The sequence below is a fragment of the Corallococcus sicarius genome (assembly GCF_003611735.1).
Lineage (GTDB): Bacteria > Myxococcota > Myxococcia > Myxococcales > Myxococcaceae > Corallococcus > Corallococcus sicarius.
Genome location: NZ_RAWG01000006.1, coordinates 1 through 25,355, shown reverse-complemented (window position 1 = coordinate 25,355; position 25,355 = coordinate 1). Strand labels below are relative to the sequence as shown.

21 protein-coding genes are annotated in these 25,355 nt (G+C 70.5%); 8 read left to right on the top strand and 13 right to left on the bottom strand.

The window, feature by feature from the left end; all coding sequences use genetic code 11:
* Positions 1-86 precede the first annotated feature (86 nt).
* On the top strand, positions 87-1,481 hold the full coding sequence (locus D7X12_RS01785) for an SH3 domain-containing protein (protein ID WP_120623534.1): 1,395 nt from the start codon (positions 87-89) through the stop codon (positions 1,479-1,481).
* A gap of 15 nt (positions 1,482-1,496) precedes the next feature.
* Here D7X12_RS01785 and D7X12_RS01780 read toward each other — a convergent pair whose 3' ends face one another.
* Both D7X12_RS01780 and D7X12_RS01775 read right to left on the bottom strand, forming a co-directional pair.
* Positions 1,497-2,072: a class I SAM-dependent DNA methyltransferase gene (locus tag D7X12_RS01780; RefSeq protein WP_120623533.1), complete on the bottom strand. Its 576-nt coding sequence runs from the start codon at positions 2,070-2,072 to the stop codon at positions 1,497-1,499.
* Positions 2,073-2,075: 3 nt separating this feature from the next.
* Complete coding sequence (locus D7X12_RS01775) at positions 2,076-2,834, bottom strand: DUF1338 domain-containing protein (protein WP_120623532.1); 759 nt, start codon at positions 2,832-2,834, stop codon at positions 2,076-2,078.
* 150 nt (positions 2,835-2,984) lie between these two features.
* Here D7X12_RS01775 and D7X12_RS01770 point away from each other — a divergent pair, with 150 nt between their 5' ends.
* Positions 2,985-4,487, top strand: a complete 1,503-nt coding sequence (locus D7X12_RS01770; RefSeq protein WP_120623531.1) for a TLP1 C-terminal extension domain-containing protein — start codon at positions 2,985-2,987, stop codon at positions 4,485-4,487.
* Positions 4,488-4,489: 2 nt separating this feature from the next.
* Here the strand turns inward: D7X12_RS01770 and D7X12_RS01765 are convergent, their stop codons facing one another.
* The 4 genes from D7X12_RS01765 to D7X12_RS01750 all read right to left on the bottom strand — a co-directional run bounded on the left by D7X12_RS01765 (position 4,490) and on the right by D7X12_RS01750 (position 9,263).
* The gene (locus D7X12_RS01765; protein WP_120623530.1) at positions 4,490-5,053 is read right to left on the bottom strand and encodes a hypothetical protein; all 564 of its coding nucleotides are present in this window, start codon (positions 5,051-5,053) and stop codon (positions 4,490-4,492) included.
* Positions 5,050-5,964, bottom strand: a complete 915-nt coding sequence (locus tag D7X12_RS01760; protein ID WP_120623529.1) for a class I SAM-dependent methyltransferase — start codon at positions 5,962-5,964, stop codon at positions 5,050-5,052. The genes D7X12_RS01765 and D7X12_RS01760 overlap by 4 nt, the downstream gene beginning before the upstream one ends.
* Positions 5,965-6,051: 87 nt before the next feature.
* On the bottom strand, positions 6,052-7,428 hold the full coding sequence (locus D7X12_RS01755) for a hypothetical protein (protein WP_244224289.1): 1,377 nt from the start codon (positions 7,426-7,428) through the stop codon (positions 6,052-6,054).
* Between the two features lie 272 nt (positions 7,429-7,700).
* Positions 7,701-9,263 carry a hypothetical protein gene (locus tag D7X12_RS01750; protein ID WP_120623527.1) on the bottom strand — a complete coding sequence of 521 codons (1,563 nt, stop codon included), beginning with the start codon at positions 9,261-9,263 and terminating at the stop codon, positions 7,701-7,703.
* Between the two features lie 158 nt (positions 9,264-9,421).
* Between D7X12_RS01750 and D7X12_RS01745 the strand changes: the two genes are divergently transcribed.
* Both D7X12_RS01745 and D7X12_RS01740 read left to right on the top strand, forming a co-directional pair.
* Entirely contained in the window at positions 9,422-10,372 is a 951-nt protein-coding gene (locus tag D7X12_RS01745) for a PAS domain-containing protein (protein ID WP_158619923.1), read from the top strand.
* Positions 10,369-10,626: a hypothetical protein gene (locus tag D7X12_RS01740; RefSeq protein WP_120623525.1), complete on the top strand. Its 258-nt coding sequence runs from the start codon at positions 10,369-10,371 to the stop codon at positions 10,624-10,626. Before D7X12_RS01745 ends, D7X12_RS01740 begins: the two co-directional genes overlap by 4 nt.
* Here the strand turns inward: D7X12_RS01740 and D7X12_RS43950 are convergent.
* Together D7X12_RS43950 and D7X12_RS43945 are read right to left on the bottom strand one after the other, a co-directional pair.
* A complete protein-coding gene (locus D7X12_RS43950) occupies positions 10,577-11,158 on the bottom strand; it encodes an insulinase family protein (protein WP_244224288.1) in 582 nt (193 codons plus the stop codon). The genes D7X12_RS01740 and D7X12_RS43950 overlap by 50 nt on opposite strands.
* A 205-nt stretch (positions 11,159-11,363) precedes the next feature.
* A complete protein-coding gene (locus tag D7X12_RS43945; protein WP_244224287.1) occupies positions 11,364-11,549 on the bottom strand; it encodes a hypothetical protein in 186 nt (61 codons plus the stop codon).
* A 375-nt stretch (positions 11,550-11,924) separates the two neighbouring features.
* Between D7X12_RS43945 and D7X12_RS01730 the strand changes: the two genes are divergently transcribed.
* From D7X12_RS01730 to D7X12_RS01720, 3 genes are all read left to right on the top strand, one after another.
* Positions 11,925-12,515, top strand: coding sequence for a hypothetical protein (locus tag D7X12_RS01730; RefSeq protein ID WP_147443482.1), 591 nt, complete (start codon positions 11,925-11,927; stop codon positions 12,513-12,515).
* Between the two features lie 63 nt (positions 12,516-12,578).
* Positions 12,579-13,319, top strand: coding sequence for an SDR family oxidoreductase (locus D7X12_RS01725; protein ID WP_120623523.1), 741 nt, complete (start codon positions 12,579-12,581; stop codon positions 13,317-13,319).
* A gap of 39 nt (positions 13,320-13,358) precedes the next feature.
* Positions 13,359-14,837, top strand: coding sequence for a hypothetical protein (locus tag D7X12_RS01720; RefSeq protein WP_147443481.1), 1,479 nt, complete (start codon positions 13,359-13,361; stop codon positions 14,835-14,837).
* 65 nt (positions 14,838-14,902) lie between these two features.
* Here the strand turns inward: D7X12_RS01720 and D7X12_RS01715 are convergent, their stop codons facing one another.
* The 5 genes from D7X12_RS01715 to D7X12_RS01695 all read right to left on the bottom strand — a co-directional run bounded on the left by D7X12_RS01715 (position 14,903) and on the right by D7X12_RS01695 (position 24,925).
* Complete coding sequence (locus tag D7X12_RS01715; protein ID WP_120623521.1) at positions 14,903-18,370, bottom strand: methylmalonyl-CoA mutase family protein; 3,468 nt, start codon at positions 18,368-18,370, stop codon at positions 14,903-14,905.
* A gap of 75 nt (positions 18,371-18,445) precedes the next feature.
* Positions 18,446-19,429: a methylmalonyl Co-A mutase-associated GTPase MeaB gene (gene meaB / locus D7X12_RS01710; RefSeq protein WP_120623520.1), complete on the bottom strand. Its 984-nt coding sequence runs from the start codon at positions 19,427-19,429 to the stop codon at positions 18,446-18,448.
* On the bottom strand, positions 19,426-21,615 hold the full coding sequence (scpA, locus tag D7X12_RS01705; protein ID WP_120623519.1) for a methylmalonyl-CoA mutase: 2,190 nt from the start codon (positions 21,613-21,615) through the stop codon (positions 19,426-19,428). Before scpA ends, meaB begins: the two co-directional genes overlap by 4 nt.
* Positions 21,615-23,498 (bottom strand): methylmalonyl-CoA mutase family protein, encoded by a 1,884-nt coding sequence (locus D7X12_RS01700; RefSeq protein WP_120623518.1) that lies wholly within the window; start codon positions 23,496-23,498, stop codon positions 21,615-21,617. Before D7X12_RS01700 ends, scpA begins: the two co-directional genes overlap by 1 nt.
* 131 nt (positions 23,499-23,629) lie before the next feature.
* Positions 23,630-24,925: an agmatine deiminase family protein gene (locus D7X12_RS01695; protein ID WP_120623517.1), complete on the bottom strand. Its 1,296-nt coding sequence runs from the start codon at positions 24,923-24,925 to the stop codon at positions 23,630-23,632.
* A gap of 219 nt (positions 24,926-25,144) precedes the next feature.
* Between D7X12_RS01695 and D7X12_RS01690 the strand changes: the two genes are divergently transcribed.
* Positions 25,145-25,355: hypothetical protein (locus tag D7X12_RS01690; RefSeq protein WP_147443480.1), on the top strand; the 211-nt coding region annotated here is incomplete at its 3' end.

Sequence of the window (25,355 nt, the reverse complement as noted above, 5' to 3'; positions counted from 1 at the left end):
TTCGGGTGAAGCCTGACGGCACGTTCCGTCAGGGCACCTGCCGTCTTGATGTGACAACCACAGCGGTCGCGCATCAGAGTTGCGGCATGTCCAGCGCCTGCGCCCTCGTGCTCGCCGCCGTGCTCACCGCCACCGCATCGACCTCTCCCACGAGGGAGGCCGACGCGGACCTGGATGGCGACGGCACGCGCGAGCACCTCACGCTCGAGGTGACGAAGCCCGGCGCCTTCCGTCTCAGCGCGGGCACGGCCGTGGCCGAAGGCGAGCTGCCCGGAGTGCGCGGCGTCACCGTGCTGGACCTCGACAACAACGACAAGCGCCGTGAGGTGCTCGTCCACGGTGAGGCGCGCTTCCGCCTCTTCCGTCAGGAGGGCACCTCGCTCCGGGAAGTGCCGCTGCCTCCCGGGACACCGAGCGCCTCCGGCAATGGCATCCTCCTCTGCGACGTGCCCATGGCGGACGGCTGGGCGCGCCGCGACAAGTACCTCTACGACGCGAAGCAGCCGGGCTTCACCGAGGTGCCGCAGGAACTCTACGCCGTGGGCCGCGTCCTTGCGCCTCCGGGCCGGGTGCCGCTCCAGCAGACTCCTGGAAGCACGGACGTCGTCGCCCTGGCCGGACCCGAGCGCGCCCTCTCGCTGCACGCCTTCAAGCCAGACCCGGCGGACGGTGAGGGAGGCTGGTACCTCGCGGGTGTGGCGGGCAAGCCGGAGGACGTGCTCGGCTGGATTGCGGCCCGGGTGCTGCGGCAGAAGGTGGACGGCGACGACGGTGCGAAGCCCGGGGCGACGCTCGTGCTGCCGGAGCTGTACGGCTCGGGCCTGAAGCCGAAGGTGGCCACCTCCTTCCCGCTGCTGCGCACGCGCCGGGACGACGCGGAGCCGGTCGCGAAGCTGCGCGCGGGGAGCACCGTCACCCTGCTGGCCACGGAGGGGACGTGGTACCTCGTCCAGTCGGAGACGCGGCTGCTCGGCTGGGCCCGGGCCGGCACGCTCACGCAGGGGCTGGCAGCGCTGAAGAAGGCCGCGGTGCCCGACAAGCGCGCCCAGCTCTCCACCCTGCAGCGCCGCCTGCGCGAGGCGATGCCAGCGTCTTCCACCGGGCGCGAGGACTGGCAACCTGACGCCGCGGGCTTCATCCTCGAGAACGAGTACGCCAGCACGATGGACACCTACAACCTCTGTCCAGACGGCCGGGTGGTGCTCGAGTTCCTCAACGATGACTACACGAAGTACGGCACCTGGACGCTCGACGGGGACACGCTGAAGCTGGAGCTGACGCGCGAGACGAAGCAGCTCGGCGTGGGGGAGCCCATCGGACCTCCGGAAGGCGTGGAGGGCGTGCGTCAGTACCGCAAGACCACGCCCCATGAAGCCATGATCGCCGAATCCCTCACGCTCGACTGGAGCGAGATCCTGAAGGACGTGAAGGACCCCTCTCCCAGCTACAGGCCGAGGCGCGGCACCCCCACCTGCCGCTGAAGGTCGGCGCCCGCCTCACCCCGTCTTGCGAGACAGGTAGTAGACGTTCCCGCCTGGGTCCGTGTGCGTCGTTTCCAGCGTGAGCCCGTGCGCGCGCAGCAGGTCGCGGTACCCGTCGATGCTGTACGAGTGATAGCGGAACGGGACGCCATTCATCGGCGCGCCGTCGATGGAGCCGTGAGCGTCGCCTGAGGTGAAGAGGAACGCGGCGCCAGGTCTCAATGCCCTCGCGATATGGGCAATCGCCTGTTCCTGCTCATCGTGGCGCAGGTGGAACAAGACGCCCCACGCGATCGCGGCATCGAACGCCCGCTCCTGCAGCTCACACGACTGGATGGGCGCACAGCTCACCGGCACGTGGGGGAAGTTCGCTTGAAATCGCGCCAGCAGCTCGCGGGAGCTGTCCACGCCCATCACGTGGCAGCCGTGCTCCAGCAGCACCCGCGTCAGCGGCAGTCCCGTGCCGCAGCCGACGTCCAGCACCGAGGCGCCGGCCGGAAGTGAGGCCGCGAGCGCGGTCACTTCCGGGACGCCCGTGGGGCCCGCACGCTGGGCGGCATACCAGTCCGCGATCAAATCGTACTCGTGCACCCGTCAGCCCCGCTTCGTCATGTCGAACAGCGCGCGGGCCTGCGGACCCAGGAAGCCGTCGAAGCCTCCGGAGCGCTCGGCGATCTCGAAGTACGCATAGGGCCACGTGCGCGTGCCGCCGCCCCGGAGCGTCAGGGGCAGGGGGGCGGCGTGCGTGGCCGTCTGTCGCAGCGACGTGCCGGGCGCGCCCTCGATGTCTGTCTTCATGGGCACGCCAGCGTCGCGCATCCGCCGCTGCCACACCTCCACGTCGTCCACCGCGCCGGTGAAGTGATTGACCTTGCGGCCGAACGCAAGCAGCCACGCGCCGTACTGCGTCTCCTTCTCCAACTCCAACAGCGCGGCTTCGTCCGGCGGGGACGGCGGCGCGAACCACGCCGCGAGCGCCTCTACGTCCTCCGGCGCCGGTGGGTCCACCGGGAGCGCGGCGAGCAGCTCTCGGGCGCGCGGCGACAGCTCCTCCGACTTCAGCTCGGAGAGGAAGACGCGCGGCAGCCCGTCCGGATGGGAGAGGTAGATGGCGGACAGGTGCGCGTCCGGGAACGTGTACGTCCCGGCCGGACGCCAGCCGAACCGCTCGAACACCCGCGAGAACAGCGCGATGCCCCCGCCCGGCCGCGCGAGCGTGCGGAAGGCGACGTGGTCGTTGCGGAAGTGTCCCCCCGACAGCGCCACGAAGGTGCGCGCGAAGGGGACTTCAGAGGCATAGCGCTCCCACAGCAGGTCCAGCAGCCGGGAGGCGTCGGAGGCGGAGGTCGTCATGTCCGCCAGTCTAAGGAGGTCGCCAGAAGCTCTCTAACAAATAGGGATGGCTTTCGCCGTGATGAGCCTCGACTCCGGGGTGATGGAGTTCTACAGGGACGCACAGGCGCCGTGGGAGCAGGACTTCGTGGTGCCAGCAGGGAGCCAGGGATGAAGGACGCGAACAGGATTCCCGTCATCGTGGGCGTGGGGCAGGTGAACGACCGTCCCGAGGATCCGCTCCAGGGGCTGGACTCGCGGGGCCTGATGGAGGCCGCGCTCCGGTTGGCGGATGCCGACGCGGGAGGAGGGTGGCTCTCCCGGCTCGACTCGCTGGCGGTGGTGGATCAGCTCTCGTTCCCACAGCTGGGGCCGCTGCCGTTGTCGCTGGCGGAGCGACTGGGGGCCCGGCCGCGCCTTCTTGAGCAGACGGCGGAGGCGAGTGGTGACAGCCCGGTACGGCTGCTCGACGAGGCCGCGAACCGCATCGCCGCGGGCGAGGTGGAGGTCGCGGCGGTCGTAGGTGGCGAGGCCCTGCGCACGGCGGCCCGGCGCGCGGCCCTGGCGGCCGGGGACGCGCCCTCCGCGCACAACGCAGCGAGCACCATCGGCGTCCAGGCTCGTGAGGCCTACCGGCGACGCTACGGGTTGCTGGCGCCCGTGGATGTCTATCCCCTGTATGAGAACGCCTGCCGTGCCGCGTGGGGCCAGACGCTGGAGGAGGGGCAGCGGGAGAGCGGCGTTCTCTGGTCGCGCTTCTCCCAGGTCGCCGCGGGCAACCCGGGCGCGTGGCTGCGCGAGCCCCTGTCGGTGGAGGACATCCTCACGCCGTCCGCGGTCAACCGCCCCATCGCGTTTCCGTACTGGAAGCGGATGGTGGCCAACAGCTCGGTCAACCAGGGCGCGGGCTTCCTCGTCACCAGCCTGGCCCGGGCTCGCGAGCGCGGCGTGCCGGAAGCCCGGCTGGTGTACGTGGGGCGGGGCGCGGCGGCCCACGAGGCGGAGGACTTCCTCGCCCGGGACGGCTACGCGGGCTCGCCGAGCATGGCGGTCTCGCTCCGCCGTGCGCTGGAGCTGAACGGGCTGACCGTCGATGCGCTGGATTGCGTGGAGCTCTACAGCTGCTTCCCCTGTGTGCCGAAGATGGCGCGCCGGGTGCTGGGCTGGCCGCTGGAGAAGCCCGCCACCGTGGTCGGTGGCCTGACGTTCGGCGGAGGTCCCATCGCCAACTACATGGGCCACGCGGTGGTCCGCATGGTGCAGCAATTGCGCGAGCAGGGCCGCCATGGCCTGCTCTTCGGCAACGGCGGCTTCGCGACGTACAACCACAGCCTCGTGCTCACGCGGGAGCCCCTGCCCGCGAGCGCGCGACTCCCTTCCCCTGACCCCCAGGCGGAGGCGGACGCCGCGCGGGGTCCCATTCCTGCGTTCATCGAGGACTTCACCGGCCCTGGCGTCATCGAAACGTACACGGTGTTGTACGAGCGGGACGGGAGCCCCCGGTCTGGCGTCATCGTCGGACGCGGCACGACGGGCGCGCGCTTCCTCGCGAAGGTCCCCGCGCATGACGCGGCCGGCATCGGCTTCCTGTGCGACGGGAAGGTAGAGCCTGTCGGGAGCGCGGGCAGGGCGGTCCCCGGACGCGGCGGGGACATCCTCTGGGAGCGGGCATAGCGCTACGCGTCGTTCAATCGCGCGAGAACCCTTGCTCCCTCCTCACCGGAACCACGGCCCGGGAGCCTGGGCTGCATGCCGACGTTCAGCCAGGGTTCGAGCGCGAGCTGGATGCCGCATGCCGCGACGGTGACGAGCGCGGCCGTGAGGCCCGGGGCCTTCCAGGCGCCCAGGACGGCCGCCGCGGCGATGACCCAGGGGCGGATCAGCGTGAACGGCCCCAGGACCACCACGCTCGCGAGCGTCCGCACATCGGCCTCCGCCGCCGCCCAGACGCCCATGCCCATCAGGGTCAGGGTCGCGTACGGCAGGAGCACCCAGAGCAGGGCCTGTGCACAGACGAGGAGCTGCGCGAACAGGCCCGGCGTGAACAGGCAGGCCCCTGCGATTCCGCAGCCCACCATCGCGGTCGTGAAGAGTCCCCGCCCCATGCCCCGGCGGATGGCGTACCGGTAGAAGTCGGCCTTGAAGATGCGGGCATCCCGGCCGGTGGCGACCCGGAAGCCGCAGAACGAGGCATCGGTGATGGCGAGCAGCGCGAGCAGCACCGGGAGGACGGCGTTCATCCGGTGGGCCCCAGCCTCGCGCGCAGTGGGCCCATGCTGCGCATGAGCGGCGCCCACAGCTCCGCACGGGCACCCAGCGTGGCGGTCATCGGGCGGAGCACGGCACCGAGGAGGTTCCGGGCACCGTCGAGGGACGCGCAGGTGAACCCCGTCGCCGTCCGGGCCGCCGACAGCAGGGTCTGCGTGGAATGGACGCGCCGTGCGGAGACGACGCCGTCGTGGCGCGCGAGCGGCTCACGCATGCGGGTCTGGTGGAAGATCCACGCGCCCCAGGGCGAGAGCACCGAGCGCTGGATGTCGTAGTGAACGAAGGCGTGCCCCTGCCGCTGGCCCGCGAAGAACGCGTCAAGGTCGTTCCCACGGAAGTGATGCATCACGCCCGTGGAGATGAAGATGTGGCCGGGCTGTTCGAGCTGGAACGCGTTCGCGACCTTGAGCTCGCAGGAGAGGGACTCCTCTTCAGCGAGCCGCTGGGCGTTTTCAATCAGCGCCACGTTCATGTCACAGCCAATGAGTTCAACATCGCGTCCCAGCCGGCCATGCGCCGCGAGCGAGCGGACGACGTAGCCGAGCCCGCACCCGACGTCGACGATGCGCAGCGGAGGCTTCACGCCGGCGTCGCGCAGCGCTTGCAGCAGGGGTAACAGCACGCAACGCAGGCGGTCTGCTTGCAGGAACTCCTCGCTCAGCCGCTGCAGTTCGATGTGCGAGCGCAGGAGGGCCCGATTGCAGGCCTCCACGTCGAGCGTGTCATTCGAAGCGGGGAGCCGCTGCACAATCCGCGCGGCGGACCGCTGCCCGTTCGCCATGAGCCGCGCGACGACGGACTCGCGCGACACCGGCCGGGGCTGGAGCGTCGCGACGTCGTAGTCGACGATGAGGTCGGAGATTTCCAGCAGTTCGGAGGACATTCCAGCGCGGCCACGGTGGGCCCGTGGAGTGTACCGCATCGCGCGTGGGGACACCGGGGCGGTGGGCCGCCCCGGTGTCGGACCTGCCTACTCGCGCGATCCAGTCAGCCCCGGCGGGCAACTGAAGGTGGCCGGCACGGACCACAACTGACCTTCGTCGCTGGCGTCGCGGGCGGTGAAGAAGATGCGATGGCCCACGCGGGTGAACGAGTCCGGCAGGGAGACGTCCGCCAACTGGCCCTGCGTCGCCACGGAGCCCCGGGTGAAATAGGGGCGGGTGGGCCCATAGCGGGCCGAATTGCCGCCGAACAGGACCTGGCCCGTGCCGGTGGCGAACAAGGGGTACCGGTAACCGTACTCCGGATAGGAATTGTCGAAGAGCCTGCGGGTCCCCGCGGCGGTTCCGTTCGTCGCCCACAGCGCCACGTTCTCGGGCACGGGGGCGTCGCTGCCGATGGCCATGGAGAAGTAGAGGTCGCTGCCGGAGACCACCGCTGTCCGCACGTAGGGATATGCGTACTCGCCGGCCCCATAGGGGTTGGGCAGGGTGGTGACCTGCGCCTTGCCACCGCCGTTCAACGAGAGCCGGTCGATGCGCAGCCGCTTCGTCGCCGGGCTGTCCACGGACGTCAGATAGACATTCGCGCCCAGCGCCCCGAGCAGGCGCACAGGCTTGCCGAAGGCGTCCAGCCGGACGGTCCCTGCGGCGGTGCCATTCGTCTTCCACACCTCGGAGCTGGGGCCGTCCTCCAGGATGAACAGCGGCGGCTCACCCGGGCGGCTCACGCTGCTGACGTAGGTGGGCCCCGAGTCCAGCCGCTTGACGGAGGTGGTCCCGGCCAGCGTGCCGTCGGTGCGCCACAGCGTGGTACCCGTCTCTTCGGCGAAGAAGAAGAGCAACGCGTTGCCGGCCTTCAACGTGTCGGCGCTCAAACCCGTGGAGCCGCTGAAGTTCCGCACCCGCAGCGTGCCGGCGGCGGTCCCGTCGGACCGCCACAGCTCCGGCCCCGCCCCGCCTCCCGGCAATGGCACCCAGCGGAAGAACACCAGGCGGCCATTGACCTCGGAGGCATTGGTCAGAGCGGAGCCGTCCGCGCCGGGGGTGATGTCCTTGATCAGCCGGGTCCCGCCCTCCGTCCCGTCACTGATCCATAGCTCCATGCCGGCGGCGGGAGTGCGTGTCTGGAAGAAGAGCCTGTTGCCCACCGCGACCAGGTCCATCGGTTGGTAGACGCCGGGCGGCCCCGGAAACGCCTTCACCGGGACGGTCCCCGCCTCCGTGCCGTCGCTGCGCCACAGGACCGAACCGGTTTCGAAGACGGAGGTGACGAAGTAGAGCGTCCCCTGGACGTTGGTGAGCTCCCCCATGAAGCCCCCGGAGCCAGAAGGGATGAGGGACGCCACCCGGGACGCCACCCCGGGAGGGCATGCCTGGGCACTCACCTCGCGGGAGTCCTCCTTCACGATGGCCGCAGGCTCCCCTGACAGTTCATCGCCCTGCGAACCACCACATCCCATGCCCGCCAACCCCAACCACAGCAGAGTGCCCCAATTCCTCACATGCATATCCACTCCTTCCGGCCCACGGTGGTTGGAAGGTGGGATGCGAGGCTTTGCCTGCCAAGGGGTACACCAGGAAGGTAGGAGTGTTTTGTATATCTTCTGCTTGCGCGTGGCGGCGTCCGTGTGGCGAGGGCCGACGTGTAACCCAAGGAGGCACAAGCGTCACCGGTGGCTCAGCGCGACTCCACGGTGAGCCCGCCAAAGGTCATGGCGGCCCTGTTGCCGCCGTCTCCCGCGTGCGTCATGGGCGCCTCCGCGAGCCCCACCGCCACCAACGTTTCGCCGTCCGCGTCCACGCCCAGCAGGTGGAAGTGGCGGTCCTTCCCTTCGACCCCGGGCCGCTGGGTGCGCACCGTCTGGCCGTCATTGGACGCGAGCGCGAGCAGCGCCCCCGCGCCGCGCGAGATGCTCATGCCGCCGTACCAGCGGTCCCAGCCAGCGCCGCCCACCGCGAGCAGCCCCGCGTCCGTCCAGCGCAGCGCGGAGAAGTGGTCCGCGCGCCCCGTGTCCACCCGGTGCTCGAAGCGCAAAAGCCCCGTGTCGAGCGACAGCACGGCCAGGTAGCCGTCATAGGGCGTCATCCGGTCCTGCACGCCCGGCGCGGACGGATAGTAGGGAATCGTGCCGTCCGCGGACTCCGTCACGATGGTGCCGGCGAGCGCCAGCTCCCCGCCGCGCACCGCCATGTCGAAGACGACGAACTCCGCCGCCGCATCGGCGATGAAGGCGCGCGTGCCGGTGCGCACTCCCTCCGGGGTGAACGTCGTCACCGCGAAGGCCTGGCGTTCGGTGTCCACGGGATAGGTGACATCCGTGCTCGTCCTGCAGTGCAGGCTCGTGAAGTCGTTGAACGTGCGGCTGGAGGCCTGGCACCGGGACGTGTTCCACGTGCGCCCCACCACCAGCCGCCCGTCGCCCTCCACCGCGAGCAGCGGACGCAGCGTGGCCTCGCGCCAACGGAACTCGTCGTAGGCCCAGGCCGCCGGCTGCGTGGAGTGGCGCCCGTCGACGACGCGCGTCCACTGCTCCTGGTAGCGCCCGTCCACCCACTGGAGCGTCATCAACCCCGACGCCAGCTCCGACGTGTTGCTGGCTCCCTCCGCGACCGCCACGAGTGACAGGAAGGCCACGGCCACGTCCTCGCCGCGCGCCTCCGTGCGCAGCCAGCCGTCGGCGAGCGCGTGGGCCCACGACGACTTCATGCGAAAGGGGGAGGGGAGCAGGGTGCCGCCCAGGTCGGACGCTGGCAACGTCGAGGACACGGGCAGTGGCTGTCGCGCCAGCACCTGCCCCTCCGCGGAGATGCGCAGCAGGTCGAACGCGCCGGCTTCCGCGTCGGTGCGCTCGACGCCCAGCGTGAGCGCTCCTGATGGGTGCACGGTGAAGTCGCTGAAGTGCTCTCCCGCCGCCGCTTCGACGCGCCAGCGCAGCGTGCCGTCCGCGGCTCGCGCCGTGAGCCGGCGGGTGTCATGGCCTTGCGCGTCCCGCGTCGTCTCCAGCACGAAGGTGCGTCCAGCGGCCCGCCGCACCTTGAGCCCTCCGAAGCTCGCGCGCGGCTCCACGCGCGACGACAGCGCGTCCGGCTCGAACGCCCGCGCGAGCCCCTCCACGGGAACCGGGCAGTCCACGCCCTCACACGGGGGCGGGCCGTCGTCCGGTCCATGGCAGGCGGAGGCGCCCAGCCAGACCAGGGCTCCCAGCAGGAAGCGGGTTCGACGCAGCTTCGGAGTGTGCATGGACTCCATACGGACACAGGCCCGGACACGGGTCGCACGGCCGCCGAGGCGCGATTGTTGGGACCCAGACGGTCTCCTCCCCAGCGGGACCGGTGGTGTTCCGGGGCCTTCCGCGTACAGTGCGAAGCCCCCCTGCTCGTTGAAGTGAGTTGCCGCGCGTGACCCCCGACTCCCCCCGTCAGACGCTCCCCGCGGCGCTCCAGGCCCGCCCGAAGTTGGAAGCCGTGGCGCGCACGCTCACGGAGAGCGCGGACCTCGCGCTGTTCATGACGGATGCGCAACAGCATTGCATCTACATGAACGCGGCGGCGGAAGCGCTCACGGGCCGCACGCTCGCGGAGGTCGTCGCGCACGCTCAGTCGCTGCACGCGCTGGTGCATCCGGCGGCCCCTGACGGGACGTCCGCCCTGGACGCCGAAAGCCCCATCGCCCGGGCCCTGGCGAAGGGGACGCGCGAGCGGGGCGAGGACGTCTTCGTCCACCGGGAAGGGCACCCCCATCCCGTCGCCTTCACCGTGAGCCCCGTGCGCGAGGCGGACGCCGTGCTGGGCGCGGTCATCGAGGTCCGCGACCTGACGGCGGAGCGGCAGGCGGCGGCGGCGCTCCGCACGAGCGAGGTGCGCTACCGCTTCCTGGCGGAGACCATCCCGGTGCAGGTGTGGACGGCGACGCCCGACGGCCTGCTGGACTACGTCAGCGGCCGCGCGGTGGACGAGTTCGGCGTGCCGCTGGAGACCCTGCTCTCCGAGGGGTGGCTCAACGTCCTCCACCCGGAGGACCGGCCCCTCGCCATCGAGCGCTGGACGAGCGCGCTCCGCACGGGCGAGGGCTACGAGGTGGAGTTCCGGCTGCGGCTGGCCAGCGGCCAGTACGCCTGGTACCTCGCGCGCGCCGTCCCCCAACGCGATGCGAACGGGCGCATCCTCCAGTGGCTGGGCACCAACACGAACATCCACGAGCAGCGCGAATCCCAGCAGCGCACCGAGGCCCTCCTCGCGGAGGTGGCGAAGCAGGCCAGGGAAACCGAAGCCGCGCTGGTGCGCCTGCGCGCGGAGAAGCTCGCCGCCGAGCAGCGGGTCGCGGAGCTCGAAGCGAAGTCGTCCCCATGACGGCCGCCACCCCATCCAAGGACTGGCACGGCGTTGCGATCGCCAAGCTGACGTCCGTGCTTGGCCCGGCCCGAGGCTCCGCCGCGCTGGAAGAGGCCCTGCGCGCCACGGGGCTCACCCACATCACCAGCGCGGACGAACTCCACCGCTTCGCCCAGGCCCTCATCACCGCGGGCGGCTTCGCGGGCGCGGTGGGCGGCCTGCTCAGCGTGCACGCCGTGATGCACGGCGCTTCCCGTTTGGAGCCTCGCTAAAGGCGGATGCCCTGAAGTCGGACTCCTGCTTGCGCACGCTGTCGCCCTCGAGGTTGAGGGTCCAGGCCTTGTGCACCTGATCCAGCACCTTCTCCGCCGTGCGCTCCGGGTGGTCGCCGCGGGACAGCTGCACGCGCACGATGAACAGCGACGCGCGGGTGCCAGGCACCACGCGGGTGGACGGGCTCGCGATGTCGCCGTCACTGCGCATGGACTCCCACAGGTGGTCCTCCAGCGCGTCCACCAGGAAGTCCTGCACGGCGCTGGCCTCGTCGAAGCCGCGCGGCAGCACCCAGGACAGGTACAGCTCCGGCGTGGGCACGGCGGCCGTGTACACCGGCATCTGTTGGGGGACGGGCGCGGAGGCCGGCAGGGCCGGCTGCACGGGCAGGCGCGTGTCCAGGGCCAGCGGCGTACCCGTGCCCACCCACGCGGGCGGCAGCTGCTGTTGGAGGAGGGCCTCCACCTCCTCCAGGTCCACGTCGCCGGAGATGACCAGGGTGACGTTCTCCGGACGGTAGTGCGCGCGCACGAAGCGCTGGGCATCCGCGAGCGGGCCGCGCGTACGGGTCCCCCCGCCGCGAAGGACGCCGCGTGCACCCAGCTGGACACCTGCCCCACGAAGCCCGTCTCGTTGAGCTGGCGCAGCTCGCTGCGCACCACCTCGCGCTCCACCGCGAACACCTCCGGGGTGACGCCGGCGAGGGGCGCCGACAGCCGCTGCCCCTCCTCCAGCTTCACCAGGGGGGCGAGCGCTCCCGGGAGGCCAGCGTCTGGTAGGCGGTGTAGTCCAGGCTGGTGGAGGCATTGAAGTGGCCCGCGCCCGCCGCCGTCACCATCGCCACCACGGGCGACCGCTCGTCGCGCTCCACCACCACGCGCAATCCCGACGGCATGCGGAAGTCCCGCAGGGGGAAGGACACGTCGCGTATGATGACCTCCCCGCGCTGGGGCAGTGTGGCGCACCCGCCCAATGTCAGTGTCAGTGACAGTGAGGCGAGGACACCCGCGGCCAGGCGCGGCCAGCGGAAGCAACCCGACGGGGACGACATACGACTCCAGGCGAAGAACCCGGAAGGAAGCCCACGAAGGGCGCACGTGGCCCCAAGCCTCCCCCGGCGGGATGAATGATGGCTGCGGCGGCGACCGGGGAGACAAGGCCTGACGGCGCAGACGGACCCCGTCGGCAACGACAGACAGCATCCGCCTCATCGCATCCGCCGCCGAGCATCCGCCAGGGGCCCCCGCTGGCGGACGGCATGCATTGGCCGGATCCTTCCGTTGAGTAGGATGGGGGCATGCCCCGTCCCTCACCGCGCACCGCGCTCCGGTTGCTGGGCTGCGCACTGCTTGCTTCTGCCTGTGATTCAACGCCCCGGACCGTGAAGCTCCTCCCGGTGGGGGAGCGCCTGGTCCCCGAGGAGACGTCGCTGGTGCGCCGGTGGGACGGCAACCTGGGCTCGGGAGTGGACGGCCAGCTGTCCCCGCCCGGCGTCCCGGTGGAGGCGTCGGTGACGCTGGACCGGGTGACCCCGGACGACGCCGCGGGCCGCTGCGTCTACCGCCACGAGGACGGAGGCACGCTGACGTGCACCTTCGACGTGCCGGACCGCGTCTACGACGACGGCCTGGGGGTGGCGGTGGTGACGACGATGACGACGACGACTGAGAAGAAGCCAGGCCGTCGGCGCGGGCTCCAGGTCGTGGTGGGCCTCGGCCAGGACGCGGCGGGACACCCTGGCGCTCACGTTCGCGGGAGGCCTGCTGCTGTTCCTGAGCCTCTCCGTGGCGAAGCTGCGCCGGGAGTCGTCCGGTGCGGCCCGGGAGGACCCCCTGCGCCAGCGCCGGCACGCCTGAGCATCCGGATACCGTTCTGGCGCCAGTCTTGAGAGGGTATGCAGGGCCCGGTTCCGCTTCGGCACCGGGCCCTTCACGCACGCGAGGACCGGCACATGACGACGAACATCCAGGGCAAGGTGGTGGCCATCACCGGAGCAAGCAGTGGCATTGGCGAGGCCACGGCGCGGCTGCTCGCCCAGGAGGGCGCGAAGGTGGTGCTGGGGGCGCGCCGCACGGACCGGCTGGAGGCGCTGACGGCGGACCTGAAGGCGAAGGGCGGTGAGGCGCGCTTCCGGGCGCTGGACGTGACGAAGCGCGAGGACGTGGAGGCCTTCGTGGACTTCACGGTGAAGACGTTCGGGCGGCTGGACGTGCTCGTGAACAACGCGGGGGTGATGCCGCTGTCGATGCTGGGGGAGCTGAAGGTGGACGAGTGGAACCGGATGATCGACGTGAACATCCGGGGCGTGCTGCACGGCATCGCGGCGGGACTGCCGGTGATGCAGCGGCAGCAGTCGGGACAGTTCATCAACATGTCCTCCACCTCCGGGCACTCGGTGGCGCCGTCGACGGCCATCTACTCCGCGACGAAGTTCGCGCTGAGGGCCATCACGGAGGGGCTGCGGCAGGAGGTGGGGCCGAACCTCCGCGTCACGCTGATTTCACCGGGCGCCACGGAGTCGGAGCTGGCGGAGAGCATCTCCGACCCGAACATGCGCGAGGCCGTCAAAGGCTACCGCAAGGGGGCGATTCCGGCGGACGCCGTGGCCCGGGCCATCTCCTACGCCATCGCCCAGCCGGCGGAGGTGGACGTGAGTGAGATCCTCGTCCGGCCCACGGCCGCGAAGTACTGATGGGCAGGCAGACAGGTCTCGAATAGGTTGGCGCGCCTGATGAGACAAACCCTGTCTGCCTTCATGCTCTGTGCCTGTCTGTTCGGGCTGAGCGCCTGTGATTCGACCTCCAAGCCCACCCCTGACGCGGGGCCCGTCATCCCGGCGGGACATCCGCTGGTGACACCTTCGGACGAGTTCCAGCGCGTCTCCCGAAGCGGTGAGGCGGAGCCGTTCCGCTTCGCGTTCATCGCCCAGGCCGGGCGGCACTACGACCTCATCGTGGAGGCCGAGAATGCTCGCTATACCGTGGAGCTGCGGGACGCGGCGGGGGGGACACTCCTCGATACCGGCGACCGGGGCGCCGACGGGCCCAGCTCCTCCTTCTTCACCCGGCATTGGTCGGGGCTTGGCGCGAACGCCGTCTACACGGTGCGGATCACCCTGCACCAGACCAGCTCCCAGGATCGGTTCACCTTCCGCTTCGTGGACAAGGGATTGGACGACCACGCGGACCTGCGCGCCACCGCGACGACGCCGTGGGTGCCTTCGGAGCAGTCCCTGACGGGCCTCAGCGAGCACCCCGGCGACCGGGACGTCTTCTCGTTCCAGACCGTGAACAACCATGTCTACGCGCTCGCCTGCACCTTCGTGTCCACGTCCTGGGAGATGGACTTCTCGCGCGGCGATGAAAGCCTGCTCACCCGGTTGGTGAATGATGGGCGCGAGCCCTCCCTGCAGGGCGGCCTTGCCTTCAAGTCCCCGGGCGGGATGTTCCATGCCTACATCCAATACCTGGAGGACGACGTCGCCACGCCGCTCCCATACAGCTGTGTCCTGAGGGACCTGGGCGCGGAGGACCACGGGGACTCCTTCAATACCGCGGCGACCCTCCCCCTCGGCATGCCGTCCTTCCAGGGGAAGATGGAGTACCTCCAGGATACGGACGTCTTCGCCCTGGTCGTGCAGCCCCAGCATCACTACCGGGTGACGTGCACCATCGACGGCCAGAAGAACTGCGACCTCAGGGGCGCCTTGCGGGGAGAGACCTTCTTCAATCCCGGCCTGGACCCCGCGCACCTGGCCCTCAAGGCGTCCGGGCCCACGCACTACCTGCGCGTGAGCCTTGGCTTCTTGAACGTGCCCCTGCAATGGCAGCCGGGGAACTACACCCTCCAGTTCGAGGACCTGGGCGAGGACGACCACGGCGACACCCTGGCCACGGCGACGTCGCTCAAGGGGCCGGTGCAGGCCGTGCAGGTCAGCGTCCCCGACGTCCTCGACACCGACTTCTTCTCCTTCCAGGCCACCGCCGGGTATCGCTACCAGTTCGGCTGTGAGCGGAAGGAGGTGGCGCTGCTCTCCTTCTTCGTCGACTCCCAGGGCCAGGAGCTGGAGGCCTCCAGGGCGGACGACGGCCAGCGCTGGGTCGAGACCTTCACGGCGCCAAAGACCGCGACCTACGGCCTCGGCCTGACGACGGGCTACCCGGAGGCCACGGGCGACTACGCCTGCGAGTTCAAGGCCCTGGGCCCCTGATGAAGCGCTGAAGCCGCACTGCGGTCCCGGGCTGCACACCCGGGACCGCGTCGTGTGGCGGCGGATTACATATTGCGCCGGTACTGCCCGCCCACCTCGTACAGCGCGCGGGACAGCTGGCCCAGCGTGCACACCTTGCAGGCGTCCATCAGCGCGGCGAACACGTTGCCGTTGTCCAGCGCCGCGCGGCGCACCGCCTCCAGGGCCTGCGTCGCCGTCTTCGCGTTGCGCTTCCAGAAGGCGTCGCGCGCGTCGATGGCGTAGTCCTTCTCCTCCTTCGTGGCGCGAATCACCTCCGGCGGCGTCACGGTGGGGGAGCCCTTCGGGTCCAGGAAGGTGTTCACGCCGATGATGGGCAGCGTCCCGTCGTGCTTCTGCATCTCGTAGTAGAGCGACTCGTCTTGAATCTTGGAGCGCTGGTACATCCGCTCCATCGCGCCCAGCACGCCGCCGCGCTCGGAGATGGCGCGGAACTCCGCCAGCACCGCGCCCTCCACCAGGTCCGTCAGCTCCTCGATGATGAACGAGCCCTGGTTGGGGTTCTCGTTCTTCGACAGGCCGAACTCCTTGTTGATGACCAGCTGGATGGCCAGCGCGCGCCGCACGCTCTCCTCCGTGGGCGTGGTGATGGCCTCGTCATACGCATTCGTGTGCAACGAATTGCAGTTGTCGTTGAGGGCCAGCAGCGCCTGGAGCGTGGTGCGGATGTCGTTGAAGGCAATCTCCTGCGCGTGCAGGGACCGGCCCGACGTCTGGATGTGATACTTCAGCTTCTGCGAACGGTCGTTGCCGCCGTACTTGTCCCGGATGGCCTTGGCCCAGATGCGGCGGGCCACGCGCCCCAGCACCGCGTACTCGGGGTCCATGCCGTTGGAGAAGAAGAACGACAGGTTGGGCGCGAAGTCGTCGATGTGCATCCCGCGCGACAGGTAGTACTCGACGAAGGTGAAGCCGTTCGCCAGCGTGAAGGCCAGCTGGGAGATGGGGTTCGCCCCCGCTTCCGCGATGTGGTACCCGGAGATGGACACCGAGTAGAAGTTCCGCACCTTCTGGTCGATGAAGTACTGCTGGATGTCGCCCATCACGCGCAGCGCGAACTCGGTGGAGAAGATGCAGGTGTTCTGCGCCTGGTCCTCCTTGAGGATGTCCGCCTGCACCGTGCCGCGCACCGCCTGGAGCGTGGACGCGCGGATCTTCGCGTAGACGTCCGCCGGCAGCACCTCGTCACCGGACACGCCCAGGAGCAACAGCCCCAGCCCGTCGCTGCCCTGGGGCAATTCGCCCTGGTAGCGCGGACGCGGCAGACCGCGCTCCCGGTAGAGCGCATCAATCTTCTTCTCGACCTCCTCCACCTTGCCCTGCGCGCGGATCCACTTCTCACACTGCTGATCCACCGCCGCGTTGAGGAAGAAGCCCAGCAGCATGGGCGCGGGGCCGTTGATGGTCATCGACACGGACGTGGACGGGTCCGCCAGGTCGAAGCCGGAGTAGAGCTTCTTCGCGTCGTCCACGCTGGCAATGGACACGCCGGAGTTGCCCACCTTGCCGTAGATGTCCGGCCGGTGGTCCGGGTCCTCACCGTAGAGCGTCACGGAATCGAACGCCGTGGACAGGCGCTTCGCCGGCAGGCCGCGTGACACGTAGTGGAAGCGCTTGTTGGTGCGCTCCGGGCCACCCTCGCCCGCGAACATGCGTGCGGGGTCCTCGCCCTCGCGCTTGAGCGGGAAGACGCCCGCGGTGAACGGGAAGGCGCCCGGCGCGTTCTCCCGCAGGAGCCACGTCAGGATGTCGCCCCAGTCCTCGTAGCGGGGGAGCGAAATCTTCGGGATGCGCAGGTGGGAGAGGGTCTCCGTGATGAGATCCAGCTCGATGACCTTGTCGCGCACCTGGAACTGGTACTTGGACGCCGCGTAGCGCTTCTTCGTCGCGGGCCACTCCGCCAGCAGGCGCCGGCAGTCCGCGTGCAGGCGGCTCTCCAGGTCCTGGTACAGCGCGACCAGCTCTCCCAGGTACGCGGGCTCGCCCTCCACGCGCTCGGTCACCTGCACCACGTCGGAGGCGTCCTTGGGCTCGACGATCTCCAGCTTCTTCCTGCCCACGTTCTGGCGCAGGGCCTGGATGGTGCCGTGCAGCTGGTACATGCGCCGGGCGATGGCGGCCTGGGCGCGCACGAAGCCGTCGTAGGACTCGCAGGCTTCGACGATCTCCGCCAGGTAGCGCGTGCGCTCCGGCGGGATGATCCACTTCTTCTCGCTCATACCGGGCGACAGCTCGAAGCGGGACGGCAGCTCCGCGCCCGTCTTCTTCACCAGCGCGTCGATGATGGCCCGGTAGAGCGTGTTCATGCCCGGGTCGTTGAACTGCGACGCGATGGTGCCGTACACGGGCACCGCGTCCTCGGCCAGGGTGAAGGCGTTGTGGTTGCGCCGCCACTGCTTGCGCACGTCGCGCAGCGCGTCCAGCGAGCCGCGCTTGTCGAACTTGTTGATGGCGATGACGTCCGCGAAGTCGAGCATGTCGATCTTCTCGAGCTGCGTCGCCGCGCCGTACTCGGCGGTCATCACGTAGAGCGCCACGTCCGAGTGCTCGGTGATCTCCGTGTCCGACTGGCCGATGCCGGAGGTCTCCACCACGATGAGGTCGAAGCCCGCCGCCTTGCAGACCTCAATCGAGTGGGCCACGTGCCGGGACAGCGCCAGGTTGCTCTGACGGGTCGCCATCGAGCGCATGTAGACGCGCGGGTTGTCGATGGCGTTCATGCGGATGCGGTCGCCCAGGAGCGCGCCGCCGGACTTGCGCTTGGACGGATCCACGGACAGCACGGCGAGCGTCTTGTCCGGGAAGTCCGCGAGGAAGCGGCGCACCAGCTCGTCCACGAGGCTGGACTTGCCGGCGCCACCGGTGCCGGTGATGCCCAGCACGGGCACGCGGGCGGACTCCACCCGGGCCTCGGCGAGCGCGGTGCGCAGCGCTTCGCCCGCGTCCGCGAAGTTCTCCGCGATGGTGATGAGCGACGCGATGCGGGCGGGCTCGCGAGGCAGCGGCTGCTCCAGCAGCGGCTTGAAGTCCGGCGGGCGCTTCTCGAAGTCGCACTGGGAGATGAGGTCGTCAATCATCCCCTGCAGGCCCATGGCCCGGCCGTCGTCCGGCGAGTAGATGCGCGTGACGCCGTAGCGGTGGAGCTCCTCAATCTCCGTGGGGAGGATGGTGCCGCCGCCGCCGCCGAACACCTTGATGTTCGCGCCGCGCTCGCGCAGCAGGTCGATCATGTACTTGAAGTATTCGACGTGGCCGCCCTGGTAGGACGTGAGGGCGATGCCCTGGGCGTCCTCCTGGATGGCACAGTCGACGATCTCCGCCACGGACCGGTTGTGGCCCAGGTGGATGATCTCCGCGCCGGAGGCCTGCATCAGGCGGCGCATCACGTTGATGGCCGCGTCGTGTCCGTCGAACAGGCTGGCGGCCGTGACGATGCGGACGTGGAAGCGCGGCTTGTAGGGCTGGGGAGCGGTCGTCGGTTGGGGGTGTCGCACGCGCGTACACTAGGAGTGCGGTGCGGGCCCGGCAAGCGATTGAGACAGGCGTTGCCTGTTGGACGACGCGGCCCGTCAGGATTGGGTTTGGGGAAGGAAGGCCCCCAGCACACGCAGTGCGGCCGACGTCGGCGTCGCGCGTCCTTCGCGTACGTCCCGCTCCAGCGAGGGGACCAGGGAGCCCACTTCAGGGTGCGCCCGGAGGGCCGCCCGGAGGCCGTCGTGCACCATGGCCCACATCCAGCCCACCTGCTGCTGGGTCCTCCGGCGCTCCAGCTCCCCGGAGGCGGCGCGGCGGGCCAGGTGCTTCTCCACGGAGGCCCACAGCAGGTCGATGCCCGTGCCCTCCATGGCGCTGCAGGTGGTGACCTCCGGCTCGGAGCCCGGGCGCATCAGGTGCAGCGCGGCGCGGTACTGGGAGCGGGCCTGGGCCGCGCGGAGCTGGTTGTCGCCGTCCGCCTTGTTGATGGCGACCATGTCCGCGACCTCCAGGATGCCGCGCTTGATGCCCTGCAGCTCGTCCCCCGCGCCCGCGAGCATCAGCACCACGTAGAAGTCCACCAGCTCCGCCACCACCGTCTCCGACTGGCCCACGCCCACCGTCTCCACCAGGACCACGTCGAAGCCCGCGGCCTCGCACAAGAGCAGCGTCTCCCGCGTCTTGCGCGCGACGCCGCCCAGCGTGCCGCTGGAGGGGCTGGGCCGGATGTACGCGGACGTCTCGCGCGCCAGCCGCGCCATGCGCGTCTTGTCGCCCAGGATGCTGCCGCCGGACACGCTGCTGGACGGGTCGATGGCGAGCACCGCCACCTTGTGCCCGCCCCCGACGAGGTGCATGCCCAGCGCGTCGATGAAGGTGCTCTTGCCCACGCCCGGCACGCCGCTGATGCCCACGCGCTGGCTCTTGCCGGTGTGGGGCAGCAGCCGGGTGAGGACCTCCTGCGCGAGCGCCGCGTGACGCGGGTGCTCGCTCTCCACCAGCGTGATGGCGCGCGCGAGCAGCGCCCGGTCTCCTGCCCGCACGCCTTCCACGTAGGTGTCCGCGGGCAGCGACTTCACGCCTCTTCCTCCAGCGCGGCGGAGAGCTTGCCGAGCAGCTCCACGGCCGCCTTCGCGATGACCGTGCCGGGGCCGAAGATGGCGGCGGCGCCCGCGGCCTTGAGCGCGTCGTAGTCCTGGGCGGGGATGACGCCGCCCACCACGACCATGATGTCCTCGCGGCCCAGCTGCTGGAGCGCCTGCTTCAGCTGCGGCACCAGCGTGAGGTGGCCGGCGGCCAGCGAGCTTGCGCCCACGACGTGCACGTCGTTCTCCACGGCCTGGCGCGCGGACTCCTCGGGCGTCTGGAACAGCGGCCCGATGTCCACGTCGAAGCCCAGGTCCGCGAACGCGGTGGCGATGACCTTCTGGCCCCGGTCATGGCCGTCCTGGCCCATCTTCGCGATGAGGATGCGCGGGCGGCGGCCGAAGCGCGCGAGGAAGGCGTCCGCCTTCGCCCGTGCCTCGGCGATGCCCTGGTCGCTGCCGGCTTCCGCGGAGTACACCCCGGACACACTGCGCACGGTGGCCTCGTAGCGCCCGTAGACCTTCTCCATCGCGTCGCTGATCTCCCCCACCGTGGCCTTGGCCCGTGCCGCGTCGATGGCGAGCGCCAGCAGGTTGCCCTCGTTGCGCCGGCCCGCCTCGGTGAGCGCCTCCAGCTTGCGGCGCACCTCGTCCGCGTTGCGTTCCGCGCGCAGCTCCCGCAGGCGGGCAATCTGCGACTCGCGCACCGCGGAGTTGTCCACCTTGAGGATCTCGATGTTGTCCGCGCGCTCCGGGGGGTACTTGTTCACGCCGATGATGGCCTGACGTCCGGAGTCGATGCGGGCCTGGGTGCGCGCGGCGGCCTCTTCGATGCGCAGCTTGGGCAGGCCCGCTTCAATGGCCTTGGTCATGCCGCCCAGCGCCTCCACCTCCTGGATGTGGCCCCAGGCCTTCTGCGCCAGCTCATGGGTGAGGCGCTCCACGTAGTAGCTGCCGCCCCACGGGTCGATGACGCGCGTGGTGCCGCTTTCCAACTGGAGGTAGAGCTGGGTGTTGCGGGCGATGCGCGCGCTGAAGTCGGTGGGCAGCGCGATGGCTTCATCCAGCGAGTTGGTGTGCAGGCTCTGGGTGTGGCCCTGCGTCGCGGCCATGGCCTCCACGCAGGTGCGCACGACGTTGTTGTAGACGTCCTGCGCGGTGAGGCTCCAGCCGGACGTCTGGCAATGCGTGCGCAGCGCCAGGCTCTTGTCGCTCTTGGGGTTGAAGCCCTTGATGAGGCGGGCCCAGAGGAGGCGGGCGGCGCGCATCTTCGCCACCTCCATGAAGAAGTTCATCCCGATGGCCCAGAAGAACGACAGACGCGGCGCGAACGCGTCCACGCCCAGGCCGGCGGCGAGCCCCGCGCGCACGTACTCCACGCCGTCCGCGAGCGTGTAGCCCAGCTCCAGGTCCTGCGTCGCGCCGGCCTCCTGCATGTGGTAGCCGCTGATGCTGATGCTGTTGAAGCGCGGCATCCGCTCCGCCGTGAACTTGAAGATGTCCCCGATGATTCGCATCGAGGGACCGGGCGGGTAGATGTACGTGTTGCGGACCATGAACTCCTTGAGGATGTCGTTCTGGATGGTCCCGCTGAGCTGTTCGGGCTTCACGCCCTGCTCCTCGGCCGCGACCACGTAGAGCGCGAGCACGGGGAGGACGGCGCCGTTCATCGTCATGGACACGCTCATCTGGTCGAGCGGGATGCGGTCGAACAGGATGCGCATGTCCTTGATGGAGTCGATGGCCACGCCCGCCATGCCCACGTCGCCCGCGACGCGCGGATGGTCGCTGTCGTAGCCCCGGTGCGTGGCGAGGTCGAACGCGATGGACAGGCCCTTCTGGCCGGCCGCGAGGTTGCGCCGGTAGAAGGCATTGGACGCCTCCGCGGTGGAGAAGCCCGCGTACTGGCGCACCGTCCACGGCTGCTGCACGTACATGGTGGAGTACGGGCCGCGCACGAACGGGGGCAGGCCGGGCAGCGAGCCCAGGTGCTCCACGCCCTCCAGGTCCTCGGCGGTGTAGAGCGGCTTGACGGGGATGCCCTCGGGCGTGTCCCAGCGCTCGGCGGTGCGCGTGGCTTCGGCCGCGCGGGCGCGCTGGGCTTCGCGCGTGGGGGCGGGGGCCTGGGTCTCAGGGGCGTCGAAGGCGACGCGGGAGAAGTCCGGAACGGTGGGGCGCATCAGGCCACTCCCAGCTGCGTGTGCAGCGTCTTCAGGAGCTGGAACAGGTCCGCTCCCGCGTAGAGGAAGAGATCCACGCCGGCCGCGCGGAAGGCGGCCTCGTGTTCACCGGGACGGCCCGCGACGGCGACCGTGGTCGCGCCCTTCGCCTTGAGCGCCGCGACGAGCGGGGGCACCTGGTCGGGATAGAGCGCGTCCGGACCGGAGATGACGGCGAGCGACGTGCCCGCCTTCGCGAAGAGGTCCGCCGCGCTGTCCGCGTCCGCGAAGCCGCGGTGTTCGTCGGCTTCGATGCCGCCCACGGCCAGCACGTTGGCAATCCACGTCGAGCGCGCGGTGTGCTCCGCCACCGTGCCCAGGTTCGCCATGAAGGCGCGGGGCCGGGAGCCGTGCGCGGCGTGGTAGCGGTCGCTCGCGTCGCGCAGGGACTCGAAGGCCTCCGCCATGCGGAAGGGGCGCGGCGGCGCGATGACGCCCTCGCCCTTCGCGGGCGCGACGGCGTGGGCCTCGCGCTGCACGGGGGCCTCGTTCAGGTGGGGGAACTCGCTGACGCCCACGATGGGCAGCTTCCGGGTGCGCACGGCCTTCTCGCGCGCGGCGCGGGTCTCCGCGAGGACGCGGGCCACGTCGCCCTGCACGAGCGCCTTCGTGATGCCGCCCAGCGCCTCGATGCGCTGCAGCTCCGCCCACGCCGCGCGCGCGATCTCGCCGGTGAGCTGCTCCAGGTAGTAGCTGCCGCCCGCGGGGTCGGCGACGCGGTTGAGGCTGGACTCGTCGCGCAGGATGAGCTGCGTGTTGCGCGCGAGGCGCCGGCCCTGTTCGTCGGGCGTGCCCAGGGGCTCGTCGTAGGGCGACGTGCTCACGCTGTCCGCGCCCGCCATCACGGCGGCGAAGGACTCCGCGGTGGCGCGGAGGATGTTCACCCACGGGTCGCGCTGCGTCTTGGTGGCGCTGGCGGTGCGCGCGTGCAGCACCATGGCCTGCGACTCCGGCGGACCTCCGGAAGCGGCGACGACCTTGGACCAGAGCAGCCGCGCCGCGCGCAGCCGGGCGATCTCCGGGAAGAACTGGCCGCCCACGGACAGGGCGAACTGGAGGGAACGCGCCGTGTCGCCGGGGGCCACGCCCGCGCGCTCCATTTCGCGCAGGTACTCCACGCCGGTGGCGATGGCCCACGCCAGCTCGTGCACGGGCGTGGCGCCCGCGTCCGCCCAGGGCCGCGAGGACACGAGCAGCGCGCGCAGGCCCGGCGCCTCCGTGAGCAGTGACGTCACCAGGGGCGCGGCCTTCGCGAGGGTCGCGGCCACGTCCACCTTCTCCGCGCCGGTGCGCGCCAGGGCCGCGACGGGGTCGATGCCGAGGCTGCCGTGCAGCGCCTGCTTCGGGACGCTGCGCTTCTGGGCGAACGCGAGGAAGAGGGACGCGGGCGTGAGCAGGTCGGTGGTCGGCTCGAAGTGCACCGGCGTGCGATCCAACGGCACGTTCGCGAGCAGGCGCTCCAGCGTGGCCGCGTCCTTCACGTCCACGCCGTGCGGCGCGTCCAACACCAACCAGACGCCCTGGGAGCCGCGCTCCAGGTCGTTGTGGAGCGCTTCGGTGGTCCGGGCCACGTCGGGGCCGGCGTACTCCTGGCACACCACCCAGCCCCCTTCGGTGTGGCCCAGGGGATGGGTGCCTCGCACGTAGGGTGCGACGCCGGGAGGCTCGGAGGGGGCGGGAGCGTCCTGGGGCGTGTAGAGCGGCTGGAGGGACAGGCCGCCTTCCAGGGGCGACTGGAGCACCGTGAAGGGCTTGCCCTTCAGGTCCTTGTCCACCAGCCGCCGCCACTCCTCGACGGGAGGGGGAGGGAACTGCGTGGCGATGGGAAGAGGCTCTGACGACATGCGGCGTCCTCGCGGGAAGGGGGGCACCGTCCGACGGACCGCGCCGTTCCCCTCCCATAGGCGCAATGCCAGCCCGGGGCAATGGGATGGTGGCGGGGGCCTCCTCCCGAGTGACCGGGAGTCCTCATGCGTCAGCGGAACGTCTTCGTGAGGCAGTGCAGCGCGCCCTGACAGGGGATGACGGTGTCGGAGGGGATGGGGAGCACCTTCACCGCGCCCGGGCCGTACTCCCGGTCCAGGGCCCATTGGTAGGTGGCCAGGGCCTCCTGTTCCTGGCCCTGGTGGCGCCAGGCCTGGGAGGGTGGCACCCAGCGGTACACGGGCACGGCCATCACGTCCCCCAGCCGGATGGAGTTGAGGTACGTGGCCCAGACGCGGGTGTTGGTGCCGTCGCACTCCCGGACGCGGCCGGGTTCCCCCAGGCAGGAGTCGCCGTCGTCCTGGCAGTAGGGCGTGGGCATGGGGATGCGCACGACGTCGTAGCCCAGGGCCGCCAGCCGCTGCGCGTTGCGGTCCAGGATGGCCGCGTTGACGGCATCATCCCGGACCGCGTAGCGGCCCACGAGCACGGTCTTGGAGGACAGCACCGCCATCCACATGTCGATGTGGTCGATGACGTCTCCCTCCAGCGACTCCAGGGTGACGACGTCGCAGCCGTACGCGCGGCCGATGACTTCATCCGTCTGCGCTTCCGGGTAGCGCCAGCCGGGGAAGCAGTTGCGTCGGTTGGTGACCTCCCGTGCGCGGAAGCAGCGGCCCGCGCCGTCCGTCAGCAGGTTGCCGCCCTCCAGCACCACGGCGGGCCGGTCCACCGGGACGTTCCAGCGGCGGCCCAGGTCGTCGGGGACGCGGTCGCAGTGGTCCGCCGCGTGGGTGTTGCAGTAGAGCGCGGCGTAGGGGCCGTAGACCAGGTCCACGAAGCGTCGTGTCCCCTCGGCCCCGGCCACGACGTCCGGCCCGTAGTCGCGGATCCACACGCTGTCCACCTCCAGGTCCACCAGGTTCAGCTGCTGGAGCTGCTCCGGGGTCGCGCCCTCCCGGGTCATGCAGTCGCGAATCGTCGGGTGGAGCTCCGGGGCCGCGAGCACGTACACGGGCACGTGTCCCACCGCGGCGAGCAGGAGCGCGCGCTGCTCGGGATGGCCGCAGTCCGGCCGGCCCCAGCCCAACAACAGCCCGCCGGTGGACTCGTGTTCGCCCGGGAAGCGCACGCCCCCGGGGGAGGGGGTGAAGCCATAGCGGTCCGGAAAACATTGCCATGGGTAGTACCGGGGCAAGGCGTCCACCAGCGCCTCCGCGCGAGCGCGCTGGGCCTGCTGCGCCTCGTACCGGTTCAGCGGAAGCGGGGGCGCCTCCTCGACGACGGGACCACAGCCGAAGCCCGCTCCCAGCCAGACACAGAGCCTCCAGACCTCGCGCATCCTCATGTCCACTCCCGGTCCGCGACGAGGCCTCCGACCCTGGATGGGCCCGGAGCCTTGGTGCCTGGGGACCTCGTCGCGAAAACGCCGGTCGGCTCGGAACGGCGCGAAGTGCTTGCCGGGGGCAAGGACCTCTGCGTGCGAGCGCCGTCAGGGCGAAGGGATGGCGGGCTGGTGCCCGGCTTGCAATAGTCTTCCGGCATGGCCCCTGAATCGAAGCCGCCCGTGCGTGACGCAACGGCCCGGGTGCTGCTCCACACCGCGGAGCGGCTGGCCGCGGAGACGGCCAGCACCGGGGGTCCCCTCACGTCCGGCACCGTTCGCCGCCGCGCGCTGCTCACACTGGGGAAGGGGCTGGGCCTGGTCCTCCTGGGAGGCCTGCTCCTCTGGGGCATGGTCTGTGTCTTATACACATCTCCGAGCCCACGAGACCGGG